The organism is Corallincola spongiicola (assembly GCF_004284785.1).
Classification (GTDB): domain Bacteria; phylum Pseudomonadota; class Gammaproteobacteria; order Enterobacterales; family Neiellaceae; genus Corallincola; species Corallincola holothuriorum.
In genome coordinates this window covers 282,709-303,022 of sequence record NZ_SHLY01000004.1, presented here as the reverse complement: position 1 = coordinate 303,022, position 20,314 = coordinate 282,709, and the positions used below count along the sequence as shown (strand labels likewise).

The following is a 20,314-nucleotide window of genomic DNA, read 5'->3' as shown; positions in this document are numbered from 1 at the left end:
CGGGCGAAGTGGGTAAAAGCTGCTTCGCTCATGCTCGCTTCTATGCTTGCGCTCTCTTCTTATGTGTCGTCCTGGCACGTTATCTGGTTGCGGTGGTGATTGCTAACACAGTACTCTACAGAGGTTATCTGAATCTTTTTTTGTCCAAAATTGCCTGTAGCCTAACGGTTTTTAGCTAATACCTTTAGGTACTATCGAAGTTCATTCGGCCGCGTTTGCCAATTTAAGTGATAGGGGAGTATTCAATGAGCGATCTCGACTTGCAGCATGAGTTGAACGCGGTTCACAAGCGATTAACTGCGATTGAAGTGGCACAGCAGTTGATGGCCAATCAGCTAAAGGAGTTAGCACCTGATAGTGCAAAGCGCTTAGCCAGTGCGCTAGAGAACGTCGCCTTTACCGACAAAATGCTCGTCGACGAGCATGTCAGAGGCCATCTGAAGCATCTTGCACATATGTTGAATAGCCAGTTTACGCCACCCATTTCAGGGATCGGTGAGCCACTGAGTACGACACTGCCGAGTGAAGGATTAAAGCACGACCCGAGTAAAGAGTAAGCATTAGATTGAAAAATGGCCGAGTGATATCGGCCATTTTCTATGGTATTAAAGCTGATTGTTCCGAGCAGCTTACAACATAGATCGCAAAAAGCGCGCAGTGTGGGAGATCTTACTTTGGCTGACCTCTTCTGGCGTCCCACTGGCGATTATCTGACCACCACCTGAGCCACCCTCAGGCCCTAAATCGACTACCCAGTCTGCAGTTTTCACCACATCTAAGTTGTGCTCAATGATCACAACGGTATTGCCGTGATCTCGCAGCCGATGTAACACATCCAAAAGGTGTTGAATATCATGGAAGTGCAGACCGGTGGTCGGTTCATCGAGAATGTATAAAGTTTTCCCAGTGTCCCGTTTGGACAACTCTTTTGCCAGCTTTACCCGTTGCGCTTCGCCGCCAGACAAAGTGGTTGCGGACTGGCCGAGGCGAATGTAGGAGAGGCCGACATCGATCAAGGTTTGCAGTTTGCGAGCGATAGCGGGTACCGGATCGAAGTAAACCCGCGCATCTTCCACTGTCATCTGCAGTACTTCATCAATGGTTTTGCCTTTGTAACGAACCTCTAATGTTTCGCGGTTGTAACGTTTGCCTTTGCAGACATCACAGGGCACATAAACGTCGGGCAGGAAGTGCATCTCTACCTTAATAACACCGTCGCCCTGACATGCTTCACAGCGCCCCCCTTTGACGTTAAAACTAAAACGTCCTGGCTTATAGCCGCGAGAGCGGGATTCCTGCGTGGCAGCAAACAGTTCGCGAATGGGTGTGAAAATCCCGGTGTAAGTTGCTGGATTTGATCGGGGTGTCCTGCCAATTGGGCTTTGATCTATATCGACCACTTTGTCTAGCAGATCCATCCCTTCAATGTCGGTATAAGGCGCCGGTTCTCCGGTGGTCGCACCATTGAGTTCGCGATGGGCAATACGAAACAGGGTATCGTTTATCAAGGTTGATTTGCCGGAGCCGGATACACCGGTGACGCAGGTCATTAGACCTATTGGCAATGTCAGTTCGACATCTTGTAAATTGTTACCTGTGGCGCCTTTGAGTGTTAGCCACGGATCTGAAGCGGGTGTGCGTTTTTCTGGAACCTCAATTTTCACCGCGCCAGAAAGGTATTTTCCGGTGAGAGAAGCATCGCTGGCCATGATGTCGTCGACGCTACCCTCGGCAATGATCTCGCCGCCATGCACGCCTGCACCAGGGCCGATATCTACTACGTAATCAGCACTGCGGATCGCATCTTCATCATGTTCCACGACGATCACTGTGTTACCAAGATCGCGAAGGTGATTCAGCGTTTTCAGTAAACGCTCGTTATCGCGTTGGTGGAGGCCGATAGAGGGCTCATCCAGCACATACATTACGCCAACAAGGCCCGCGCCGATCTGGCTGGCCAGCCTGATGCGCTGGGCTTCCCCGCCCGACAGGGTTTCGGCAGAACGGGATAGTGTCAGGTAGTTAAGACCAACATTCACCAAGAAGGTCAGACGGTCTTTGATCTCCTTGAGGATCTTTTCACCGATCTTCTCCTTCTGCCCAAATAGCTCCAGCTGTTCGAAGAAACTCAGACAATCGCCAATAGAGCGCTCCACGACTTGGGGCAGGGTGGTGTCAGAGACAAATACGTTTCTGGCTTCCTGGCGTAGACGTGTACCACTGCAACTGCGGCAAGGCTTATGGCTGATGTACTTCGCCAGCTCTTCCCGCACTGAGCTTGATTCGGTTTCCCGGTAGCGACGGGCAAAGTTGTTAGCAATACCTTCAAACGGGTGGCGGCGAATCACGATATCGCCACGGTCGTTTAGGTATTTAAATTCGATCTCCTGTTTGCCACTGCCATTCAGCAGCAGCTCTTTGGCTTTATCTGTTAGTTCAGCAAAGGGGATATCCAGTTCAAAGCCAAAATGTTCCGCCAGCGAGCCCAGCATCTGGTAGTAGTAAAAATTGCGTTTATCCCAGCCGCGAATAGCACCGCCAGCGAGGGTCAGTTCCGGGTTGGTAACGATCCGGTCTGGATCGAAAAACTGCTGGGTGCCTAAACCGTCACAGGTCGGGCAAGCGCCGGCCGGATTATTGAAGCTGAATAGTCTTGGCTCAAGTTCGGCGATGGAATAACCGCAGTGTGGGCAGGCGAAGTTAGCGGAAAATATCAGTTCTGGTTTTTCCGCTTCATCCATCCAGGCGACTTTGGCATTGCCATTGGACAGACCCAGCGCCGTTTCAAAGGATTCCGCTAGGCGAAGTTGCAGATCTTCTCTGACTTTAAAACGATCAACTACAACTTCGATGGTGTGCTTCTTTTGTAGTTCTAATGTCGGTGGATCACTGAGATCACAGATCTCACCATCGATACGAGCACGGATAAAGCCTTGGGCGGAAAGCCCTTCAAGCACCTTGGTATGTTCCCCTTTACGCTCCTGCACCACTGGAGCCAGCAGCATCAACTTACTCCCTTCAGGTTGCGCCAACACATGATCAACCATCTGGCTGATCGTTTGTGCTGCCAGTGGGGCGTGGTGGGTTGGGCAACGAGGCTCACCAACACGGGCAAATAATAAGCGCAGATAGTCGTATATTTCGGTGATTGTGCCGACCGTTGAGCGGGGATTATGGGATGTCGATTTCTGTTCGATGGAGATCGCTGGAGACAAGCCCTCGATGGCATCAACATCGGGCTTTTCCATCAGTGAGAGAAATTGACGCGCATATGCCGATAGGGATTCGACATAGCGTCTTTGTCCTTCGGCGTACAAGGTGTCAAAAGCGAGTGAAGACTTACCTGAGCCAGAAAGCCCGGTGATCACAATGAGCTTGTCTCGAGGCAGGGTCAGGCTGATGTTTTTTAAGTTGTGGGTGCGTGCGCCACGGATCTCAATTTCGTTCATAAAGCACTATTCAGCTGCCAAAAGGGAAACGCGTAGCATCTCACATTTTTAGCTAACTTACCTGCTTCAAATGATGGTGGCGCAGATTGAACGAGTGTCAATAAATTAACGAAGCGTCAATAAATTGACTCTCTTTGATTGTTGTGTGACCGGTATCGCTGTTTTTTGCTCAATAACTAAGCATTATGTGTTCGCTTTCTCAGCGTTGTGAGCAACATATTTACATCGTTTGATAGCGATAACAATAATAAGCTTTATTAGAAAAAAATGTACCTCTACCCTACAACAGGAATCCGATAATGAACTTGATCAGGCGCATGCTTCCGCTCGCGGTGGCAATGGCTGTGGCAACCCCCACTTTGGCTGCAGTATCAGAAAATAATGACGACATCATGATCCAAGGCTTTCACTGGCATTCAGCCAGTGCTGGTGATTGGTATCAGCAGGTCGGACACCAGGCAAATGAACTCGCCAGCGCTGGCTTTGACATGGTGTGGTTACCGCCCGCTTCACAGGCTGGCTCTCTGGAAGGTTACCTGCCAGAGCAATATAACAACCTGAACTCTAACTATGGTACAGAACAAGATCTACGGGATCTGATTACCACTCTGCATGGTAAAAATATCAAAGCAATTGCTGATATCGTTATCAATCACCGTAACGGTACTGGAAGCTGGTGTAACTTTGTTAATCCAGATTGGGGTAACGATGCGATTACGTCTGATGATGAAGCATGGGATGCGACCGGTTCGGATTGTTCCGGTACTCGCGGAGCTGCAGATTCCGGTGGTGGTTATGCGGCTGCTCGTGATATCGACCATAGCCAATGGTATGTGCGTCAAAGTTTGAAAACTTGGATGAACGACGTATTGAAAGGTGTTGGTTTCGATGGCTGGCGCTATGACTATGTTAAAGGCTATTGGGGTGGTTATAACGGCGAATACAACGAAGCCACATCTCCTTACTTCAGCGTCGGAGAGTACTGGACATCACTTTGCTACAACGGCGAAGACTGCTTCTTTGGTGGTGAGTACCCAGATCAGCATCGTCAATTACAGCTCGATTGGGTTGACTCAACAAACGGCAACAGCGCTGTTTTTGATTTCACCACTAAAGGGATCCTGAATAAGGTTCTAGAAACCTACAACTTCTCTCATCTGCGTGATGGTAACGGCAAGCCTCAAGGTACCATTGGTGCTTGGCCTAGTCGCTCAGTCACCTTCGTCGATAACCATGACACAGGTCCAAGTGAGATGTGTGGCAATGGCCAAAGTCATTGGCCAGTACCGTGTGACAAGGTGATGCAGGCTTATGCTTATATCTTGACTCATCCGGGTGTACCTTCCATCTACTGGGCGCATTACTTTGACTGGGGCTTAGGCGATGATATCAAGGCGCTGATGGCGCTGCGTAAAGCCGAAGGCCTGCACTCTGATTCTTCCGTTACCATTGATCGTGCTGAGCAAGGCCTGTATGCCGCTTATATCGGCGACACCGTGGCAATGAAGATGGGTAATGGTAGCTGGAGCCCTGCGGGCAGCAACTGGACAGTGGCTGAAGCGGGTACCGATTGGGCTATCTGGACCAAATCTGAGCTTCCAGGTGACTGGAAACGCACCGTTATTTTGATCGAGGGTCTTACTGAATCTGGTCAGGATATGTTTATCCGTGGTGGTATTGACCATGATTATGCGGCCGCCAACTTAGGACGTAGCTGCACCGCGACAAACTTTGAATGTGCAATGCCAATCCGTCACAACAACCTGCGTAATGCCACCACTGCCCCGTGGAAAGCAAACGACAACTATCTAGATTGGTACGGACCTGAAGCGTCACAAAGTGGTGCAGCCGAAGGGTCAGCTGCTGATTGGACAACGAACACTTGGCCTGCAGATTGGGGCGCAGTGAAGACAGTTGCCGTTGATGGTTTTGGTGAAGAGCCGCTTAATGCTTACGGCGCTCACTACTGGATGCTGGATGTCGATATGGATTGCAGTAAGGCCGTTGATGGTACTTGGTTTGAGTTGAAAACCTTCATCAGTAACGGCCCAGCTTGGGAAGCGGACGTTAGCCAAGCTGGTGCCCCTTATGTTTCCGGTAACCATTTCGCTGAATGCGGCAAAGTTAACGTATTCAAGCGGGGTGTGAGTGAGCCGGTAAGTATTCACAATTTTTAAGTCTGGACTAGCCATCCCTTGTTGATTGGCGCCTACGGGCGCCTTTTTTTATTTCGTTAAAGTGAGCGGATGAAGCTGCCCGCTGAGCGTGTTAGACTCGCTGCTCTTTTTGTGACAACAGATAGACTTCCTGAAGCATGGCGTTTGGACTTTCATCATTAGAAACTAAAGCGGCGTATTCGCTAGCGACCATTTTTGCTATTCGCATGCTGGGATTGTTTATGATCATGCCTGTGTTTGCGCTTTATGGTGCAGAGCTGGTTGGTTATAGCCCGCTTTGGGTCGGTTTGGCGATTGGTGCCTATGGTCTGACGCAAGCTGTTATGCAGATACCTATGGGGCTAGCCTCTGATCGTTACGGTCGCAAACCGGTGATCTACTTCGGCCTGCTGCTGTTTGTGGTTGGTAGTGTTGTTGCGGCTTTGAGTGACAGCGTTTATGGCGTGACAGTCGGACGGGCATTGCAGGGGATGGGCGCTATCTCCAGCGTGGTGATGGCATTGGCTGCCGACTTAACCCGTGATGAGCAGCGACCCAAGGTGATGGCGCTGATCGGCATGTTTATCGGCATTGCGTTTGCTGTTGCCTTAGTAGCTGGGCCTATCTTGGCTGCACAACTGTATCTATCAGGCTTGTTTTGGGTGACCGCAGGACTGGCTGTGGTGGCTTTTTTATTAACACGTTTTACCGTGCCAAATGCTATCTCCTTCGCCCCCAAGGGGGATGTGGTACCTATTCCCTCAAGGCTGAAAGCGCTCATTGCTGATCCACAGTTAAGCCGCCTGAATATGGGCATTTTCTCGCTACATCTTTTGATGACCGCCATGTTTGTTGCCTTGCCGGGAGAGTTGGTGCGGGTGGGCTATCAACCAGAGCAGCATTGGCATATCTATTTACCAACCTTATTACTGTCGTTTGTATTGATGATCCCTATGTTGATCATTTCGGCGAAAAAAAGAAACAGCCGCGGTGGCGTCAGAGCATCACAGCTACTGCTGTTTGTCAGCCTGATGGGGTTCGCATTTGCGCCGGAAAACTTGCTGGTGGTGACCGGGATCGTGGTATTTTTCACTGGCTTTAATTATCTTGAAGCGACTTTGCCGACATTGATCGCAAGATTTGCTCCCGCTGGAGCCAAAGGCAGTGCCATGGGCATTTACGCCAGTAGCCAGTTTTTCGGTGCGTTTTGTGGTGGTCTGCTTGGCGGCGTGGTGATGCAATTTTTTACCCCCAAGATAGTATTTCTCGTAGCGGCCTGTTTGGTGCTGCTTTGGGCAGTGTTCGCTTGGGGAATGAGTGAAGCAGGGCGTTATCGCAGTGTTACCTTAGACGTTGCTGCATTGCTCACTAAACATGATGGCGCAGTCGCGCTGGCCGAGCAGCTAAGAGAGCTGCCCGGCGTTAAAGAGGTGACGATAGTCGCCGAAGAAGGAATTACTTATCTCAAAGTAGATGAGACATTTGAATTAGCACCAGCCAAGGCATTACTGGCCGGTAGTTAGTGTTATATTGCTGAAAAAGTAAAAGTGGAGAGCATGGCATGGCCAGCAGAGGCGTGAACAAAGTCATATTGGTCGGAAATTTGGGACAAGATCCAGAAGTCCGTTACATGCCAAATGGCGCAGCGGTAGCCAACTTTACCGTTGCAACCAGTGAAAGCTGGAAAGACAAACAAACCGGCGAGCAGAAAGAGCAGACGGAATGGCACCGTATCGCCATGTATCGTCGTTTAGCTGAGATCGCCGGTGAGTACCTGCGTAAAGGCTCTAAGGTTTATATCGAAGGGCGCTTGCAGACTCGTAAGTGGCAAGATCAACAGGGCCAAGATCGTTATACGACAGAGATTGTCGCTAACGAAATGCAGATGCTAGACAGCCGTGGTGCTGGTCAAGGCGCCGGTCAACCGCAGGCTAACGCCGGTGGTTTCCAGCCTCAACAAGGCTTTCAGCCTAAGCAACAGCCCGCTGCACAGCCACAGCAAGGTTTCCAACCACAGCAGCATGCCGCACCGCAAACCGCACCGGCGCAGCAGCCTGCACAACCGGGTTTCAATCAGAAACCAGCCGGTATGCCGCAGCAGCAACCTGCACAGCAGGCCCCGGGTCCAATGGGCGGCGAGCCACCGTTGGATTTCGATGACGATATTCCGTTCTAAGGGTTGCCATTCGGTTACTGCTGAACAATGAAAAAGCCCCATGTTTGGGGCTTTTTTGCGGCTAGCTGTCGCGCTGCGCCCTTTGGGTTCGATGACAGTCGCTATAAGAAAGTTCGCTGCAAAGCGGGCTTATATCACTCGATGAATTTGGTCCGGCGGTTCTTTTCGATTATCTATCACTATCGGTGCATGACTATTTCACAGCTAAATTTAATTGCGAATTAAATGATATGTTGTAACATTGCTATTTGAGGTAAACGATTGAGATTGGGTGGGTTATGAGCGTGAACAGTAAGCGCTTTCGCTATTGTGAACTTGGCCTAGGTACAGTATTGGCGGCGCTGCCTGCGGCTTTTTCTGTTGCTATCGCTAGCCAACCCCATGTTCATGGGGTGGCGGAAGTAAACATTATTGCTGACCAGAACCTGTTGCTGGTTGAGCTTAGATCTCCCGCAGACAATTTGGTTGGCTTTGAGCACAAAGCCACGACCCAGGCCCAGGACAAACGTGTTGAAATCGCTAAACAAATGTTGGCCGATGCCAGTGCGCAGCTCCTTATCGATGGCGGGCAGTGCAAATTGGTGGATTACCAAAGTGATATTGGCAAGCTGGCTGTGAATGGTGATGGTCATGACCATCACCATCAAAACGTCGCATCTCAGCATCATCATGGTGAACATGAACATGAACATGAACATGAACATGAACATGAACATGAACACGATGATGGCGGGCATGCGGATATCGCCGCCAGTTACCAGTTTAGCTGTGATCAAATGGCTGCCGTTCGATCGGTAGATCTACTACTGTTCTCCTCTTTCCCAGTCATCGAAAGCCTGAATGTCCAGTGGGTTGCATATGGTCAGCAGGGCGCTGTCACACTTAAAAATGGCGAGCAACGCGTGTCACTCAAGTAGTGCGATGACCGAGGATTAGTTATGAACCGTTCTGAAAAAGTTCTGGCAGTGGCCGAACAGCAATGTAAGCAATCTGGCGCTCGTCTGACTAATAAGCGAAAACTGGTGCTTTCGGCACTGCTGCATTCAACTAAGGCATTGTCCGCCTATGAGATTGCCGATATCTGTCGCGAAGAAGAGGGGCAAACCATTCCAGTGATGTCGGTCTACCGCATGCTGGAGTTTCTGGAGCAAGAGCATCTGGTGCATAAGCTGCAATTGGCCAATAAGTATGTGGCTTGTGCGCATATCACTTGCAGCCATACCCACCAAATAGCGCAGTTTTTAATCTGCCAGCAGTGCGGTGAAGTGAAAGAGCTTGGCGTCGATATAGCCTTAATTGACCAGCTTCAGCATAGTATCGCAGATGTTGGCTACAAGCTTACATCTCCCCAGCTTGAACTGAATTGCGTGTGTCCCGAATGCCAACAGGCAGCTTAATCAAAAAACAGAACTGAAAGGAATAACTGGTGAAATCTAAAACCCTGACGATGGACATGTTGGCTATTGGGATCTCAACGGCGTGTGCCGTGCATTGCATTTTGTTACCCATGTTAGTGGTGGCGTTACCCGCACTGGCTGGCTCAGCCTTAATGGATGAAAAATTTCATCTGATATTGTTACTCGGCATTGTACCTACCAGTGTGATCGCACTGTTTATGGGATGTCGAAAGCACCGCCACTGGCATCTGTTCGGTTGGGGCGTGGCGGGCTTATTGACGCTCATTCTTGCTGCATTGTTTGGCCACCACCTGCTTGGAGAGCTGGGTGAAAAAGTGTTGACCTTGGGTGGTTCGTTACTGATCGCTATTGGCCATATTAAGAACTTTCGATACTGCAAAGCGGGTCGCTGTCACGCCTGAACGATCTAGATGTGTGTTCATCCTCTCAATCCAGATAGGGCTCAATCTGGTCGATTTGCAGTGTATATGCCGCGGTCGCAGTGTCATTGGTATTTAGTTCAGCGATTAAAGTCCCAGAAAACCAGAACACATCGTACAGTGAACTGAGTTGCACACCGTTAGGGTGTTTCACATAGATGATCTGGTTTGGTGGCGGTGGTGGCACATGGATGCAGGCACCGAAGAAGGGGACTAAGAAGAACTCTTTGGTGACCATGGTATCGTCAAAATCCAGTGGTACGACAAACGCCGGAATACGAATAGCTTGGTTATTCATCGCCTCGATCACTCGGGTGGAAACCAATGCTTGCTCATAGGGGCTATCGCCGACACTGCTGGTGTCGAGTTGCAGCTTACTATCGATCAGGTCTTCATCCGAGCCATCGGCGATTTCGCCAAGAAACTCTGGCGGGTTAAGCAATGCTTCGAGGTCATCGGCAGGCATTAACTCAATCCACTCAATGGTGCGGTACGTTTTAGGTGTTTCGTCTGCTGCTTGGTCTTGTGGTACTGGTTCAGTGATAGAACCTGCAATCGCTTGGTTCGGTGTGCCGACGCTCTCTGGTTCGCTGCAGGATGTCAAACTGAGGCAAAATATGACAAGCAGGAAAGTGTTGGGGATAAGTATGCGGTTAGGCTGTATGAGATTCACAGTGGACCTTGTTGAAGAGAACATAACATGCATCAATATTGACGTTATATCATAACGGCTAGAGTGGAACTATCCTGCAAAGGGTTGGGCCAATCATACACCTCGGATCAGCGAACAAGTCCATGTCGATTGTTATTCACGAATTATTATTTTCGTACCCGGAACAAGCACAAACGCCAGTGCTTAACATCCCACAGTGGTCAGCCCATGGCGCAGAGCATGTTTTTCTACAGGGGCCATCGGGGTCAGGCAAGACCACCCTTATCAATGTTCTGAACGGTACTTTCCCTGTGACGCAGGGGCAGTTGGAGATCTGTGGTCAGCGACTGGACAAGATGAGTGCGCGTCAGCGGGATAAGTTTCGAGCTAATCACATCGGCTGCGTGTTTCAGCAGTTTAACCTGGTGCCTTACTTAAGTGCGCTGGAGAATGTGCGCTTAGCAGCATATTTCGCCAGCAACGGTGGTTCCGGTCAGCTCGCTGAGTCTTTGCTGGATGATTTGGGGATCCCAACGTCGTTGTTGCATCAAGCTAGCCAGCAGTTAAGCGTGGGGCAACAGCAGCGGGTGGCCATTGCCAGAGCTTTGATTAATCGGCCGGCATTGTTGATCATGGATGAGCCCACCTCTGCGCTGGACAAGAAAAATCGTGACCAGTTTATGACCTTGCTGATGGCGATGCTAGCGGAGCACCCAACCACGCTGATATTTGTCAGTCACGAGGATGACCTCGCCAGTCATTTTGTGCGTCATGAATCGATACTCGATATCAATCAAGCCACGGAGGAGCTCTCGTGTTTTTAAGCCTCTGTTGGAAAAGCTTGTATAGTCGCAAGGGGTCTGTACTGCTGACTGTGTTGGCGTTGACCGTCAGTATTCTTGTACTACTGGGGGTTGAGCATATTCGTCAGCAATCGAAAGAGAGTTTTCGCCAGACTGTTTCCGGCGTGGATCTGATCGTTGGCGCTCGCACCAGCTCTACTAATCTGTTGCTCTATTCGGTCTTTCGGATGGGTAACGCGACCAATAATATTGATTGGTCGACCTATCAGAAGATCACTGAACTGCCTGATATCGCTTGGACGATACCGATCTCTCTGGGGGATTCCCATAAGGGCTACCGGGTGATGGGAACGACAACGGATTACTTTACGCATTTTCGGTATGGCCAGCAGCAAAGCTTGAGCTTTTCAGCGGGCGATGGATTCAGCGACCTGTTCGATGTGGTGTTGGGGGCAGATGTCGCGCGTAAGCTGAATTATCAACTGGGCGACAGCTTGATTTTATCCCATGGCCTCGTGAGCACCCAGTTCAGTAGTCATGACGATAAACCGTTTACCGTGGTTGGTATCCTGGCACCAACAGGTACACCGGTTGATCAAGCACTGCACGTGAGCTTGGCGGGCATTGAAGCGATTCATCTCAATTGGCAGCAAGGGGTGAAGTTGCCGGTTACCGCGTCTCCTGCTCCGCTTATCGATCCCAACCAGCTGGTGCCGCAAAGCATTACTGCGATGATGGTGGGATTAAATTCGAAGATATCGACGTTCCGGGTGCAACGTGCGATTAATCAGTATCGTGGTGAGGCGCTGACAGCGATTCTGCCCGGTGTGGCGTTAAGCGAGTTATGGCAGATGATGGCGGTGATGGAAAATACACTGCGTCTTATCTCCGTGCTGATCCTCGTCGCTTCACTGTTGGGCTTAAGTGCCATGATGCTCGCCTCTATTCGCGAGCGGCAAAGAGAGATCCAAGTGATGCGCTTGATCGGTGCGTCGCCCTGGTTCCTGTTCCGGCTGATACAAGTAGAGGCGCTGATTATCGTTTTGCTGTCTATGGCATTGGCGGGGGGCGTACTCAGTGCGTCGTTGCTGGTGCTGAACGGTTACCTGAGCACTGAGTATAGCCTGCATATCAGTGCCAACTTTATCTCTCAGTCGTCATTGACAATGATGGCTGCTGTCATTGCGGCAACAGTGCTGGTCAGCACCATCCCGGCGGTATCCGCCTATCACAGGGGGATCAAATCAGCCGGGCAATGAATCTGTTTGACGATGCGTGATTCGTTGCTGAGTCTGTTGTTTAGTTACGCCACCGTGTCACCGGAAAACAGATTGATGGTTTATGCTCAAGCCAGCGCAATTAGGCGCTGGCTTTTTGCTTCGATTGCTTGCTGGAACCGACCTCTGCAAACTTAACTATTGCAGTGGCTTCTTCGTCGAACACCCGCAGCCATCAGGATTAGCAGGCCGAACCCAATTGCGCCTCCGCCGCCTGAGGCGGCCTCCTCTAGTTCACCTTCGTTTTCCTCTTCGGCTTTTGCTGTGACGGTAACGACCAGACTGTCGGTTGCACTCAGGGCATCATTATCCGTTACCGTTAAGGTCACGGTGTAGGTTCCTGCGTTGGCGTAGAGCTGAGACGGGTTGACGCCGACCATGTCGTTAGACCATTGGTAGCTCAAGATCTGCCCATCTGAATCTGCGGAGCCTGCACCATCAAAATAAGCATACTCTCCCTCTTCTATCTGAATATCGTCGCCAGCGTCAGCCACTGGCGGCTGCAGAACGACTGGAGGTGGGGTGACCGCTTTCACCACTTCGTAGCGCCCGTCGGCAGCAAAGAAAGTGATCTGATACTCACCAAAACCATCGCCGAAGTGGATTGAATTGCCCCCCTCCTCAACCATTCCGTCGGCATCGTTGTCACCGTAGTTGTGGCTCCAGTCGGCGTAGATATCGAATTTAAACCGCGGATCTCCGGAGGCATTGGTCGCCTCGTCGCTATTAACCGTGATACGCCAAACATCTGCTGATACCTGAGTCATCAGGCTCGCGCCCCAATCGTTGGTGACGCCACGGTAATACACGGTTGGGTAGGCGTGATTAGAGCTATCTAAGGCATTTAACACCGCGTTGCGGCGGGTTGAATACCAGTTCTTTCCTGAGTTGGTCTCATAGATGCGATAGTTGCTTTGGTTTCCCCAGTAGGCGGGTCGGTCGGCGATGATCTGATTGTCGCCAGTGGCGTTTGCAACATCGGCTTCGATAAGCTGGTGAACAGTCGCTATCCATTGCACCGAGTCACCCTCTACCATCAGCCCGCTATCCGTCACCAGTGCTTCAATATAGGTCTTATACTCGTCCATGTAGCGGTCAATGGCGAGGATCTTACGCACCAGTAATGGCGCATCGGCAGGCGGTGCGAATACCAAGGGATCGCGCTCACCTGAATCACTGACCAGCAACGATGTTCCCAGGGTGTTATCTGTGTCATAGGGGACAAAATGCATCACTTCACTTTCATCAATATAGATAAAATAGTTATTACCATTTCCCCAAAAACCATCCCAATGGCCGAGTACCGCCTCACTGGCTAATCCTTTTAGGAGTAGGGGGATATTGATGTGTTGTGCAACATAGGCCTCAAACTCTTCGCCTTGCAGGTTGGTAAAGTTCTCAGCTAAGTCAACCAGTTGGGCATGCCCTTCAAGGTATTTTGAGCCTTTACCTTTATATTCAAAGCTGGCCTGTTCAAAGTCACCTACGCCGCCCCATTGTGCGTTGATCTTGGAAAAGTGTGCCTTACCCCAGGATTTATGATTTCCCTGCCATAGAAAGCCGCCGTCGTTGTCTGGCCCAAAGCGTTTATCCAAATACTCCTTACGGTTGACGCTTTCATTCATCCGGTAGATGCCAAAATAGGCGTCAGCTCGGTCGCCAATGCTGATCACCAAGCGGGCGTAAGTCGAAGAGTGTGCTGTCCAGACACCGAAGTTGTGCATGATCTGGTTAGATAGTGGTTCGCGCACATAGCTTGAGTCATCCTTGAACCGTTTTAGCTTGAGTTTGGTGATGCCTCGTAAGGTCTGGTCATCGACAAACTCATCAAAATCAAGGGTGAAATTAGCTTGTACATAGTTCCCGTTGTGGTCTTCAGGTAAGACAAAGCTGGTGTTGCCGCTGACCTTAATCCCCAGGTTATTTAGCGGGTATTCAATGCCATCCTTTACATAGGTCAGATCACCGCTGACCTCCTCGCGGTCGCTGCTGGTCGAGGTTAATAGCAGACGCCACTGTTCTTCAGTGAAGTGTAATTTGACCGTGGGTAGATCATTTAGCTCAAACCAGAATTGATGATCTGCGTCGTTTAAGTAGCTAGTGTCATTCAGTGCCTGGCTAGTAAAGCTTAGGAGTAAGCCAAAGAGCAGGGCAGTTCCCTTTAAAGTATTGAAATACATCGTCTATCCAAATGTCGGAATAAGTCGTTATTTTTGCTTGTTGGTGTGCCGAGTTAGGTAGAAAGAGACAAAGGCATCTATCTATTTCCTATGCCATTGAACATACAGTAGTTGTGGTTCACCGACTGTGACTTACTCAAGATTGTTGTGACTTCTACGTGGCCGTGAACCGTCGACTCATGGCCACTTTATCGTATGCAGAAACAGCTTTTGGATTAGCAACAGGCGTCTGCCTGAGCAGAGTGAGTCACACTTGTCAGCTCAAAGAATGGCCGACGTAGGGGCACAGCGTGCGACGACTTAAATGGGAGCGAATGCGTCTCCAAGCGATAAGTGCAGAGCAAATCCAACAGAGACAGTAACAGAGCTTTGGTTACTGGGTTAATGCCGCTGTTGTTTGCGTATAGCTGTCCAATTGTTGCAACTTACGGCGGTATTTTTGTTGTATGGCATAACTGCTGCCTAACTCCATCGCCACTTCTAAATACTTTTTCGCTTTTTGAGTATGGCCAAGGGCGTAGTAGCTTTTGGCTAAGCCAAAATAGAGATCGTGGATATAGGGAGAGAGTTTAAGGCCTCGCTCGTAATACCTAAGGGCTGTGCGATACTCGCCAGCCTTGAATGCCTGCTCCCCTTGTTGATGATAGTGAAATGGATTGGTTTCAATCACTTTTTTCAGGCGGGGCTGGATCTCTGCCAGTGCCTCGCTGTCTCCTTGCCGTTCCAGCAAAATGGCTAGGTTGGCGAGTAGCAATGGATGATCGGCTTGATGTGCTAAGCCTGTTCGGTAGGCTTGGTTTGCTTGTGTGAGCTGGCCGGAGCGAGCATATATTACCCCTAGTGTGGCGTAGCCTGAGATAAAGCCTGGATCTGCAGTCAGTGCCGCTTTGCTTAGCCAATATGCGCTGTCAAAATCTTTATTCGCTATCGCCTGAGCTGCTCGGTTGTTATAAAACATCGCCACGACGCGTTCGGTTGATAACGATTTCTGCGGCAGATAGCGAAGGCTGGGGTTGCCGCTAAAGTCGATAGTATGTGCGTTGTCGGTGGCGGCCTCACCGATACCATAGGCTCTGGGGATGTCGATCTTTACATTAACGTGCTGGCTAACCAGATAGATATCGTCTCTATGCTCCCATAATTCCGGAAAGTCTGGTTGCTGTAAACGAACGTCCAGCTTCCAGGCATCAGCAATGGCTTGGGTCAGCAAAGAGAGTGTCAGGCAATTACCTAAACGTTGCTGATATGCCTCCGAAACGGTTAGTGTCGCTCGATTGTCATAGCTGAGCATCAGTTCATCTTCTGAGCGTAAAAGATCGATCAGTCGCGCTAACTTTGTGTGACTTCCTTTACTATGACCACTAAGTCTAGATTTAAGGTAGTCTTGCATCTGTGGTGAGATCGCGAATATTTCGGCCTGCGAAGGGATCGTGGGACGGTTAACAAAAGCGCTGTCTTGCCATAGCGAATTTGGAATTTTCGGCTTAACTTGTGAATGTAGGGCAGTATTGGAGCTGCAGCCCGATATACTAGCCAAACATAGCAGAGCTATGACACCCATGAACATTTGATGGACAGCGCGCATCGCATATTCCTTTGCAAGGACCTTGTTGATAAGTATAGCGCTGCTTTTTGGGGAAAGGATGACCGTAGAAGAGAGAGACAAGATCCGTGAACTGCGGATTTTGCTGGTGGAAGATCAACCTGTGCCGCGGCAACTGCTGTTGCAGCTGCTGGAGCGACTTGGAGTAGAACAATCTTGGCAGGCTGAGGATGGTAAGCAAGCTTTGCAGCTTCTGTCTGAGGGGATCCTGTTCGATATCATTCTGTGTGATCTGCAGATGCCAAACATGGATGGGCTAGAATTTATTCGCCATCTAGGCCAACGCAGTTTTCATGGCGGGCTTATTTTGGTCAGCGCTGAATCCGATATGCTGCTGCATTCCGCCGAGGCGATGGCGACCGAGTATGGCTTAAAGGTTTTTGGTACCTTGGCCAAGCCAGTGCAACCTTCGCAACTGGTGTCTATGTTGGCTCATCAATCTAGTGCTGAATCTCTAACTGATAACGAACTGCCTATCGCACTGCATGAGGTGATGGAGGGGTTGGAACAGGGAGAGTTTAATGCCGTGTTTCAGCCGAAAGTGCGTTTCGATAATCGGCAGTGGATCGGTGTTGAAAGTCTAGTGCGTTGGTACCACCCATCGCGCGGCGTGATCACGCCTGGTTTCTTTTTGCCCCTGCTCGAACGGGCGGGAGAGATTGAGTTACTGAGTGAAGTCATGTTGAGTGCGTCGCTGGCTCAATCCCGCCAATTTATCAAACAGGGGCAAGAGGTCACGGTGGCCGTCAACTTGCCGCCTAACTCTATGACTGACACCAAGTTTTGCGATCGTTTTATGCGTTTGCTTAAGCGCTATCAGGTACCGCCTGAACTATGCATGATCGAATTGACCGAATGTGAGTTGACGGCCGATCTAGGCCCTATGATTGAAACGCTGGCACGCTTGCGTATGAACGGTGTGCAACTGGCGATTGATGATTTTGGTACTGGCTACTCGTCATTGGAAAAGCTTGGCCAGATCCCATTTACAGAGCTTAAAATTGATCAGAGTTTTGTTCGTGATGCGGCACGTAAGCCAAAGTTGCGGGCTATCGTTGAGGCGAGTCTCGATGTGGCGAAAAAGCTTGGCCTGTCGACTGTTGCCGAAGGGGTAGAAGATGCCGCAGGTTGGCAGTTATTAAGAGAATTAGGTTGTGACTATTGTCAGGGGTATTATGCCGCCGAACCTATGATGAGTGCGGATCTTGATGCCTGGCAGCAGCAATGGGCCGTTTAGTTATCGATAGTCACTGGTTGATTAACGTAAAGGAATACCTATGGAATTAAGCCGAAAGTTACAGCGAGCATGGACCGGCAGCTTGCTGTTATCAACGGTCTTGGTTGCCCTGTTGTTTGCCTCGGCAGCTTTGCTGCACGCCTCGCAGCAACGGGCTGACCAGGTTGCGGTGATCGAAGGGCTGCTGGATACGCATTTTGCAGAGAGCAATGAAGCAGAGGCAAACCATGAGTCTTTGCAGCCTGCACTGGCCTTGATTGATGATTTAGTCTTTCTGACCGTTAAGCAGAGTGGACATACTATTTATCAGTACCCGGCTGGTGAAGATCTCGCCACGCAGGGGATTTCGGTGGTGAGACTACGCTTACCGACCCACCAAAAACGCTGGGGTTTACTGGGCCTAAAGCCTTTATTTATCAGTGCGTTTAGCAGTCTTTGGTGGTTGGTTGCCCTGCTAGTTGCTGTGATGGTGAGTAGTTTTGCTGTGCTTTATTCTGGCCGCACCAGCAGGCAACAGATGCAGGGTGTGGCGCTGCTGCAGCAGCGGGGCGAAGGGATCTTAAATGGTCAGGCCGCGCAAGCCGAGGCGGGAGAATCGCCTGCTGCCGTTAGTCAGGCATTGGATCAGTTGCAGCAACAGATCAAATCAGCGCAACAAGAGCGCAGCCGTTTTGACCAGTTTATTCGCGACAATACTTTTACCGATCTGGAATCGGGATTTGGTAATCGCCGATTTTTTGATAACCGTTTAGATGGCGTTCTGCGTGATAGTGAAGCCAATGATGGCGGTGCGGTTTATCTGATCCAACTGCAAGAACTTGACCTGATTAAAGAGCAACTGGGTGAGGAAGCCAGTGCCGAGTTGGTCTCCCAATTCAGTAATATACTCGGGCAGCTTCTGGCTGGTTACAACGATACCGTGATAGCCCGGCGTTCCAGCGCGGATTTTGCCGCATTAGTGCCTAATTTGATGCCTCGAGAGGTGGAAGATCTTGCCAATAAACTGCAACGGGGTCTGCGTCGCTTAGCTGTACCGGAAATTGTCGACCGCGAGTGCTTTATTCATATTGGTGTGGCTTTGTTTGCTCAGGGAGATGAAGGCTATCAGGTGCTTTCAGAAGCCGATATGGCACTACGGGCTGCGCAACTGCAGGGCCCAAGCTGCTGGTTTATGTATGACCGCGGTGTGATCGAACGAGGTCATGCTTTAGGCTCGGTACGTTGGCGTGCTCTTTTAGAGAATGCGATTGCCCGACGTACCTTTGTCATGTTTACTCAAAGTGCCGTTACCAGCTCAGCCAGTCGGATCCATCACCATGAGGTGCTAACACGAGTGCGGGATGATAAAGGCCAGCTGGTGAGCGCAGGGGTGTTTTTGCCTATGGCGTCTCGCTGCGGGCTATTGCCAAAAATTGACCGCATTATTATCGAGCAGTTGATAAAGCTACTTGAGTATGAAAAAGCCGATACCGAGCGTTGCAGTATCAATTTGTCCTGTGACTCACTGATGAATGATGAGTTCATGACGTGGTTACTCGCCACGTTGGACAGCCACCCAGCGATCGCACATCGCATTATCATTGAAGTCTCTGAATACCACGTCAGTCACCATCAAGATGATATACAGGCGCCTCTGCTAAAGCTTCAGCAAACAGGTTGCCAGTTGTTGGTTGATCGGGTTGGGCAGACTGTGGTGGGAAGTCACTACATCAACAAGCTAAAGATTGACTACCTGAAACTGCACCACAGTATCGTCCGAGATATCCAAAATCGGCCTGAAAATCAGCTGTTTGTCCGCAGTTTGTCCGGTAGTTTGGAAGAGCAAAAAGTGCATATTTTTGCGCTGGGTGTGGAAACCGAAGCGGAATGGCGCACCTTGCGAAATCTTGGTGTCTACGGTGGCCAAGGCCACTTCTTTTCTGAATCACTGGAACGGGTTGCTGAGTGCACCGAAAGTAGCTAATTTGGCTTAGTGTTGGGCATCTGAAATAGCCCGCGGTAAGCCAATCCGGCCAGGCCTTGTAACCCGCCAGTATGCAGAAAAATAATTTTGTGACCGGCGGGGAAATAGCCCTCTTTAATTAAACTCATCAGTGCTAAAAACGCTTTGCCGGTATAGACAGGTTCAAGCGGGATAGGGCAATGTTGCGCCAGTTCAATCAACTCCTGTTGCAGTGTTGCTGGGACTTTTCCGTACCCCCCTGCGCTGTAACCATGCAGCAGCTGCCAGTGGCTCGGCGCTGCTTGGTAGTGTGGTGCTTGCTCCGCGACTAACCGCTCAATACGTGCTGCCAAACTGTTGTCTTTTACCACAGGTATGCCAAGCAGTTGGTGTTTTCCCTGATCAGCGGCAATGAGCCCTGCAAGCGTACCTCCCGAGCCAACTGCGGTGATCAAGCTGTCATATTCAATATCTATCTCTGTCAGGATCTCGCCAACGCCGGGCAATGCTAAGGCATGACTACCGCCCTCAGGCAAAATCAGCGTATTGCGATGTTGGCGTTGCAGTTGCTCAAGGTATTCCGGTTCATGTCTGCGCCGATAGGTTTGGCGATCGACAAAGTGCAATTTCATCCCCAGCTCAGCGGCGCGTTTGAGTGTCGGGTTGGCGGCATCCGGCTCGCCGCGAATAATGCCGGTGGTGGTAAATCCAAAGTGGTGACCGGCTGCCGCCAGCGCAGCAATATGATTGGAGAAGGCGCCACCAAAACTGAGCAGATGCGTCAGCTCCCTTTCTGCGGCGTAGAGCAAGCCATACTTTAATTTACGCCATTTATTACCGGAAATTTCCCCATGGATTAGATCATCGCGCTTGCAATAGAGGGTGATGCCATGGCGCTGACACAGTGGTAATGGCACCGGCATCAGTGGTGAAGCCTGTGCTAGATCTCTTAATTTTGCGTGAACATCGTCAATTTTTGCCACAGGCACAACAGTTTAGGCT

16 protein-coding genes are annotated in these 20,314 nt (G+C 50.3%); 11 read left to right on the top strand and 5 right to left on the bottom strand.

The annotated features are described in order from the left end of the window. Positions 1–245: 245 nt before the first annotated feature. Positions 246–557, top strand: a complete 312-nt coding sequence (locus EXY25_RS13530) for a hypothetical protein (protein WP_130567165.1) — start codon at positions 246–248, stop codon at positions 555–557. Positions 558–629: 72 nt separating this feature from the next. Here the strand turns inward: EXY25_RS13530 and uvrA are convergent, their stop codons facing one another. After that, a complete protein-coding gene (gene uvrA, locus EXY25_RS13525) occupies positions 630–3,449 on the bottom strand; it encodes an excinuclease ABC subunit UvrA (protein WP_130567164.1) in 2,820 nt (939 codons plus the stop codon). 299 nt (positions 3,450–3,748) lie between these two features. Here uvrA and EXY25_RS13520 point away from each other — a divergent pair, with 299 nt between their 5' ends. The 6 genes from EXY25_RS13520 to EXY25_RS13495 all read left to right on the top strand — a co-directional run bounded on the left by EXY25_RS13520 (position 3,749) and on the right by EXY25_RS13495 (position 9,600). Then, on the top strand, positions 3,749–5,626 hold the full coding sequence (locus tag EXY25_RS13520; protein ID WP_130567163.1) for an alpha-amylase C-terminal beta-sheet domain-containing protein: 1,878 nt from the start codon (positions 3,749–3,751) through the stop codon (positions 5,624–5,626). Between the two features lie 137 nt (positions 5,627–5,763). Beyond that, positions 5,764–7,128, top strand: a complete 1,365-nt coding sequence (locus tag EXY25_RS13515) for an MFS transporter (RefSeq protein WP_114338095.1) — start codon at positions 5,764–5,766, stop codon at positions 7,126–7,128. A 38-nt stretch (positions 7,129–7,166) separates the two neighbouring features. Further along, positions 7,167–7,781, top strand: a complete 615-nt coding sequence (gene ssb / locus EXY25_RS13510; RefSeq protein WP_114338096.1) for a single-stranded DNA-binding protein — start codon at positions 7,167–7,169, stop codon at positions 7,779–7,781. 278 nt (positions 7,782–8,059) lie between these two features. Further along, positions 8,060–8,698, top strand: a complete 639-nt coding sequence (locus EXY25_RS13505) for a ZrgA family zinc uptake protein (RefSeq protein WP_130567162.1) — start codon at positions 8,060–8,062, stop codon at positions 8,696–8,698. Between the two features lie 21 nt (positions 8,699–8,719). Beyond that, positions 8,720–9,178 carry a Fur family transcriptional regulator gene (locus tag EXY25_RS13500; RefSeq protein WP_114338098.1) on the top strand — a complete coding sequence of 153 codons (459 nt, stop codon included), beginning with the start codon at positions 8,720–8,722 and terminating at the stop codon, positions 9,176–9,178. A gap of 29 nt (positions 9,179–9,207) precedes the next feature. Further along, entirely contained in the window at positions 9,208–9,600 is a 393-nt protein-coding gene (locus EXY25_RS13495; RefSeq protein WP_233496461.1) for a MerC domain-containing protein, read from the top strand. A 25-nt stretch (positions 9,601–9,625) separates the two neighbouring features. Here EXY25_RS13495 and EXY25_RS13490 read toward each other — a convergent pair whose 3' ends face one another. Continuing rightward, entirely contained in the window at positions 9,626–10,291 is a 666-nt protein-coding gene (locus EXY25_RS13490; RefSeq protein WP_246019557.1) for a DUF3299 domain-containing protein, read from the bottom strand. Between the two features lie 122 nt (positions 10,292–10,413). Between EXY25_RS13490 and EXY25_RS13485 the strand changes: the two genes are divergently transcribed. Together EXY25_RS13485 and EXY25_RS13480 are read left to right on the top strand one after the other, a co-directional pair. Then, positions 10,414–11,094, top strand: a complete 681-nt coding sequence (locus EXY25_RS13485) for an ABC transporter ATP-binding protein (protein WP_130567160.1) — start codon at positions 10,414–10,416, stop codon at positions 11,092–11,094. After that, positions 11,085–12,332, top strand: coding sequence for an ABC transporter permease (locus tag EXY25_RS13480; protein WP_130567159.1), 1,248 nt, complete (start codon positions 11,085–11,087; stop codon positions 12,330–12,332). The genes EXY25_RS13485 and EXY25_RS13480 overlap by 10 nt, the downstream gene beginning before the upstream one ends. Before the next feature lie 152 nt (positions 12,333–12,484). Here the strand turns inward: EXY25_RS13480 and EXY25_RS13475 are convergent, their stop codons facing one another. Together EXY25_RS13475 and EXY25_RS13470 are read right to left on the bottom strand one after the other, a co-directional pair. Further along, positions 12,485–14,530 (bottom strand): CotH kinase family protein, encoded by a 2,046-nt coding sequence (locus tag EXY25_RS13475; RefSeq protein ID WP_130567158.1) that lies wholly within the window; start codon positions 14,528–14,530, stop codon positions 12,485–12,487. A 373-nt stretch (positions 14,531–14,903) separates the two neighbouring features. After that, entirely contained in the window at positions 14,904–15,821 is a 918-nt protein-coding gene (locus tag EXY25_RS13470; protein ID WP_165419365.1) for a tetratricopeptide repeat protein, read from the bottom strand. 352 nt (positions 15,822–16,173) lie between these two features. Here EXY25_RS13470 and EXY25_RS13465 point away from each other — a divergent pair, with 352 nt between their 5' ends. Then, the gene (locus EXY25_RS13465; RefSeq protein WP_130567156.1) at positions 16,174–17,370 is read left to right on the top strand and encodes an EAL domain-containing response regulator; all 1,197 of its coding nucleotides are present in this window, start codon (positions 16,174–16,176) and stop codon (positions 17,368–17,370) included. Between the two features lie 40 nt (positions 17,371–17,410). Further along, positions 17,411–19,333 (top strand): EAL domain-containing protein, encoded by a 1,923-nt coding sequence (locus EXY25_RS13460; protein ID WP_130567155.1) that lies wholly within the window; start codon positions 17,411–17,413, stop codon positions 19,331–19,333. Here EXY25_RS13460 and EXY25_RS13455 read toward each other — a convergent pair. Continuing rightward, positions 19,330–20,295 carry a 1-aminocyclopropane-1-carboxylate deaminase/D-cysteine desulfhydrase gene (locus EXY25_RS13455; RefSeq protein WP_207232169.1) on the bottom strand — a complete coding sequence of 322 codons (966 nt, stop codon included), beginning with the start codon at positions 20,293–20,295 and terminating at the stop codon, positions 19,330–19,332. The two genes, EXY25_RS13460 and EXY25_RS13455, sit on opposite strands and share 4 nt — an antisense overlap. Positions 20,296–20,314: the final 19 nt, after the last annotated feature.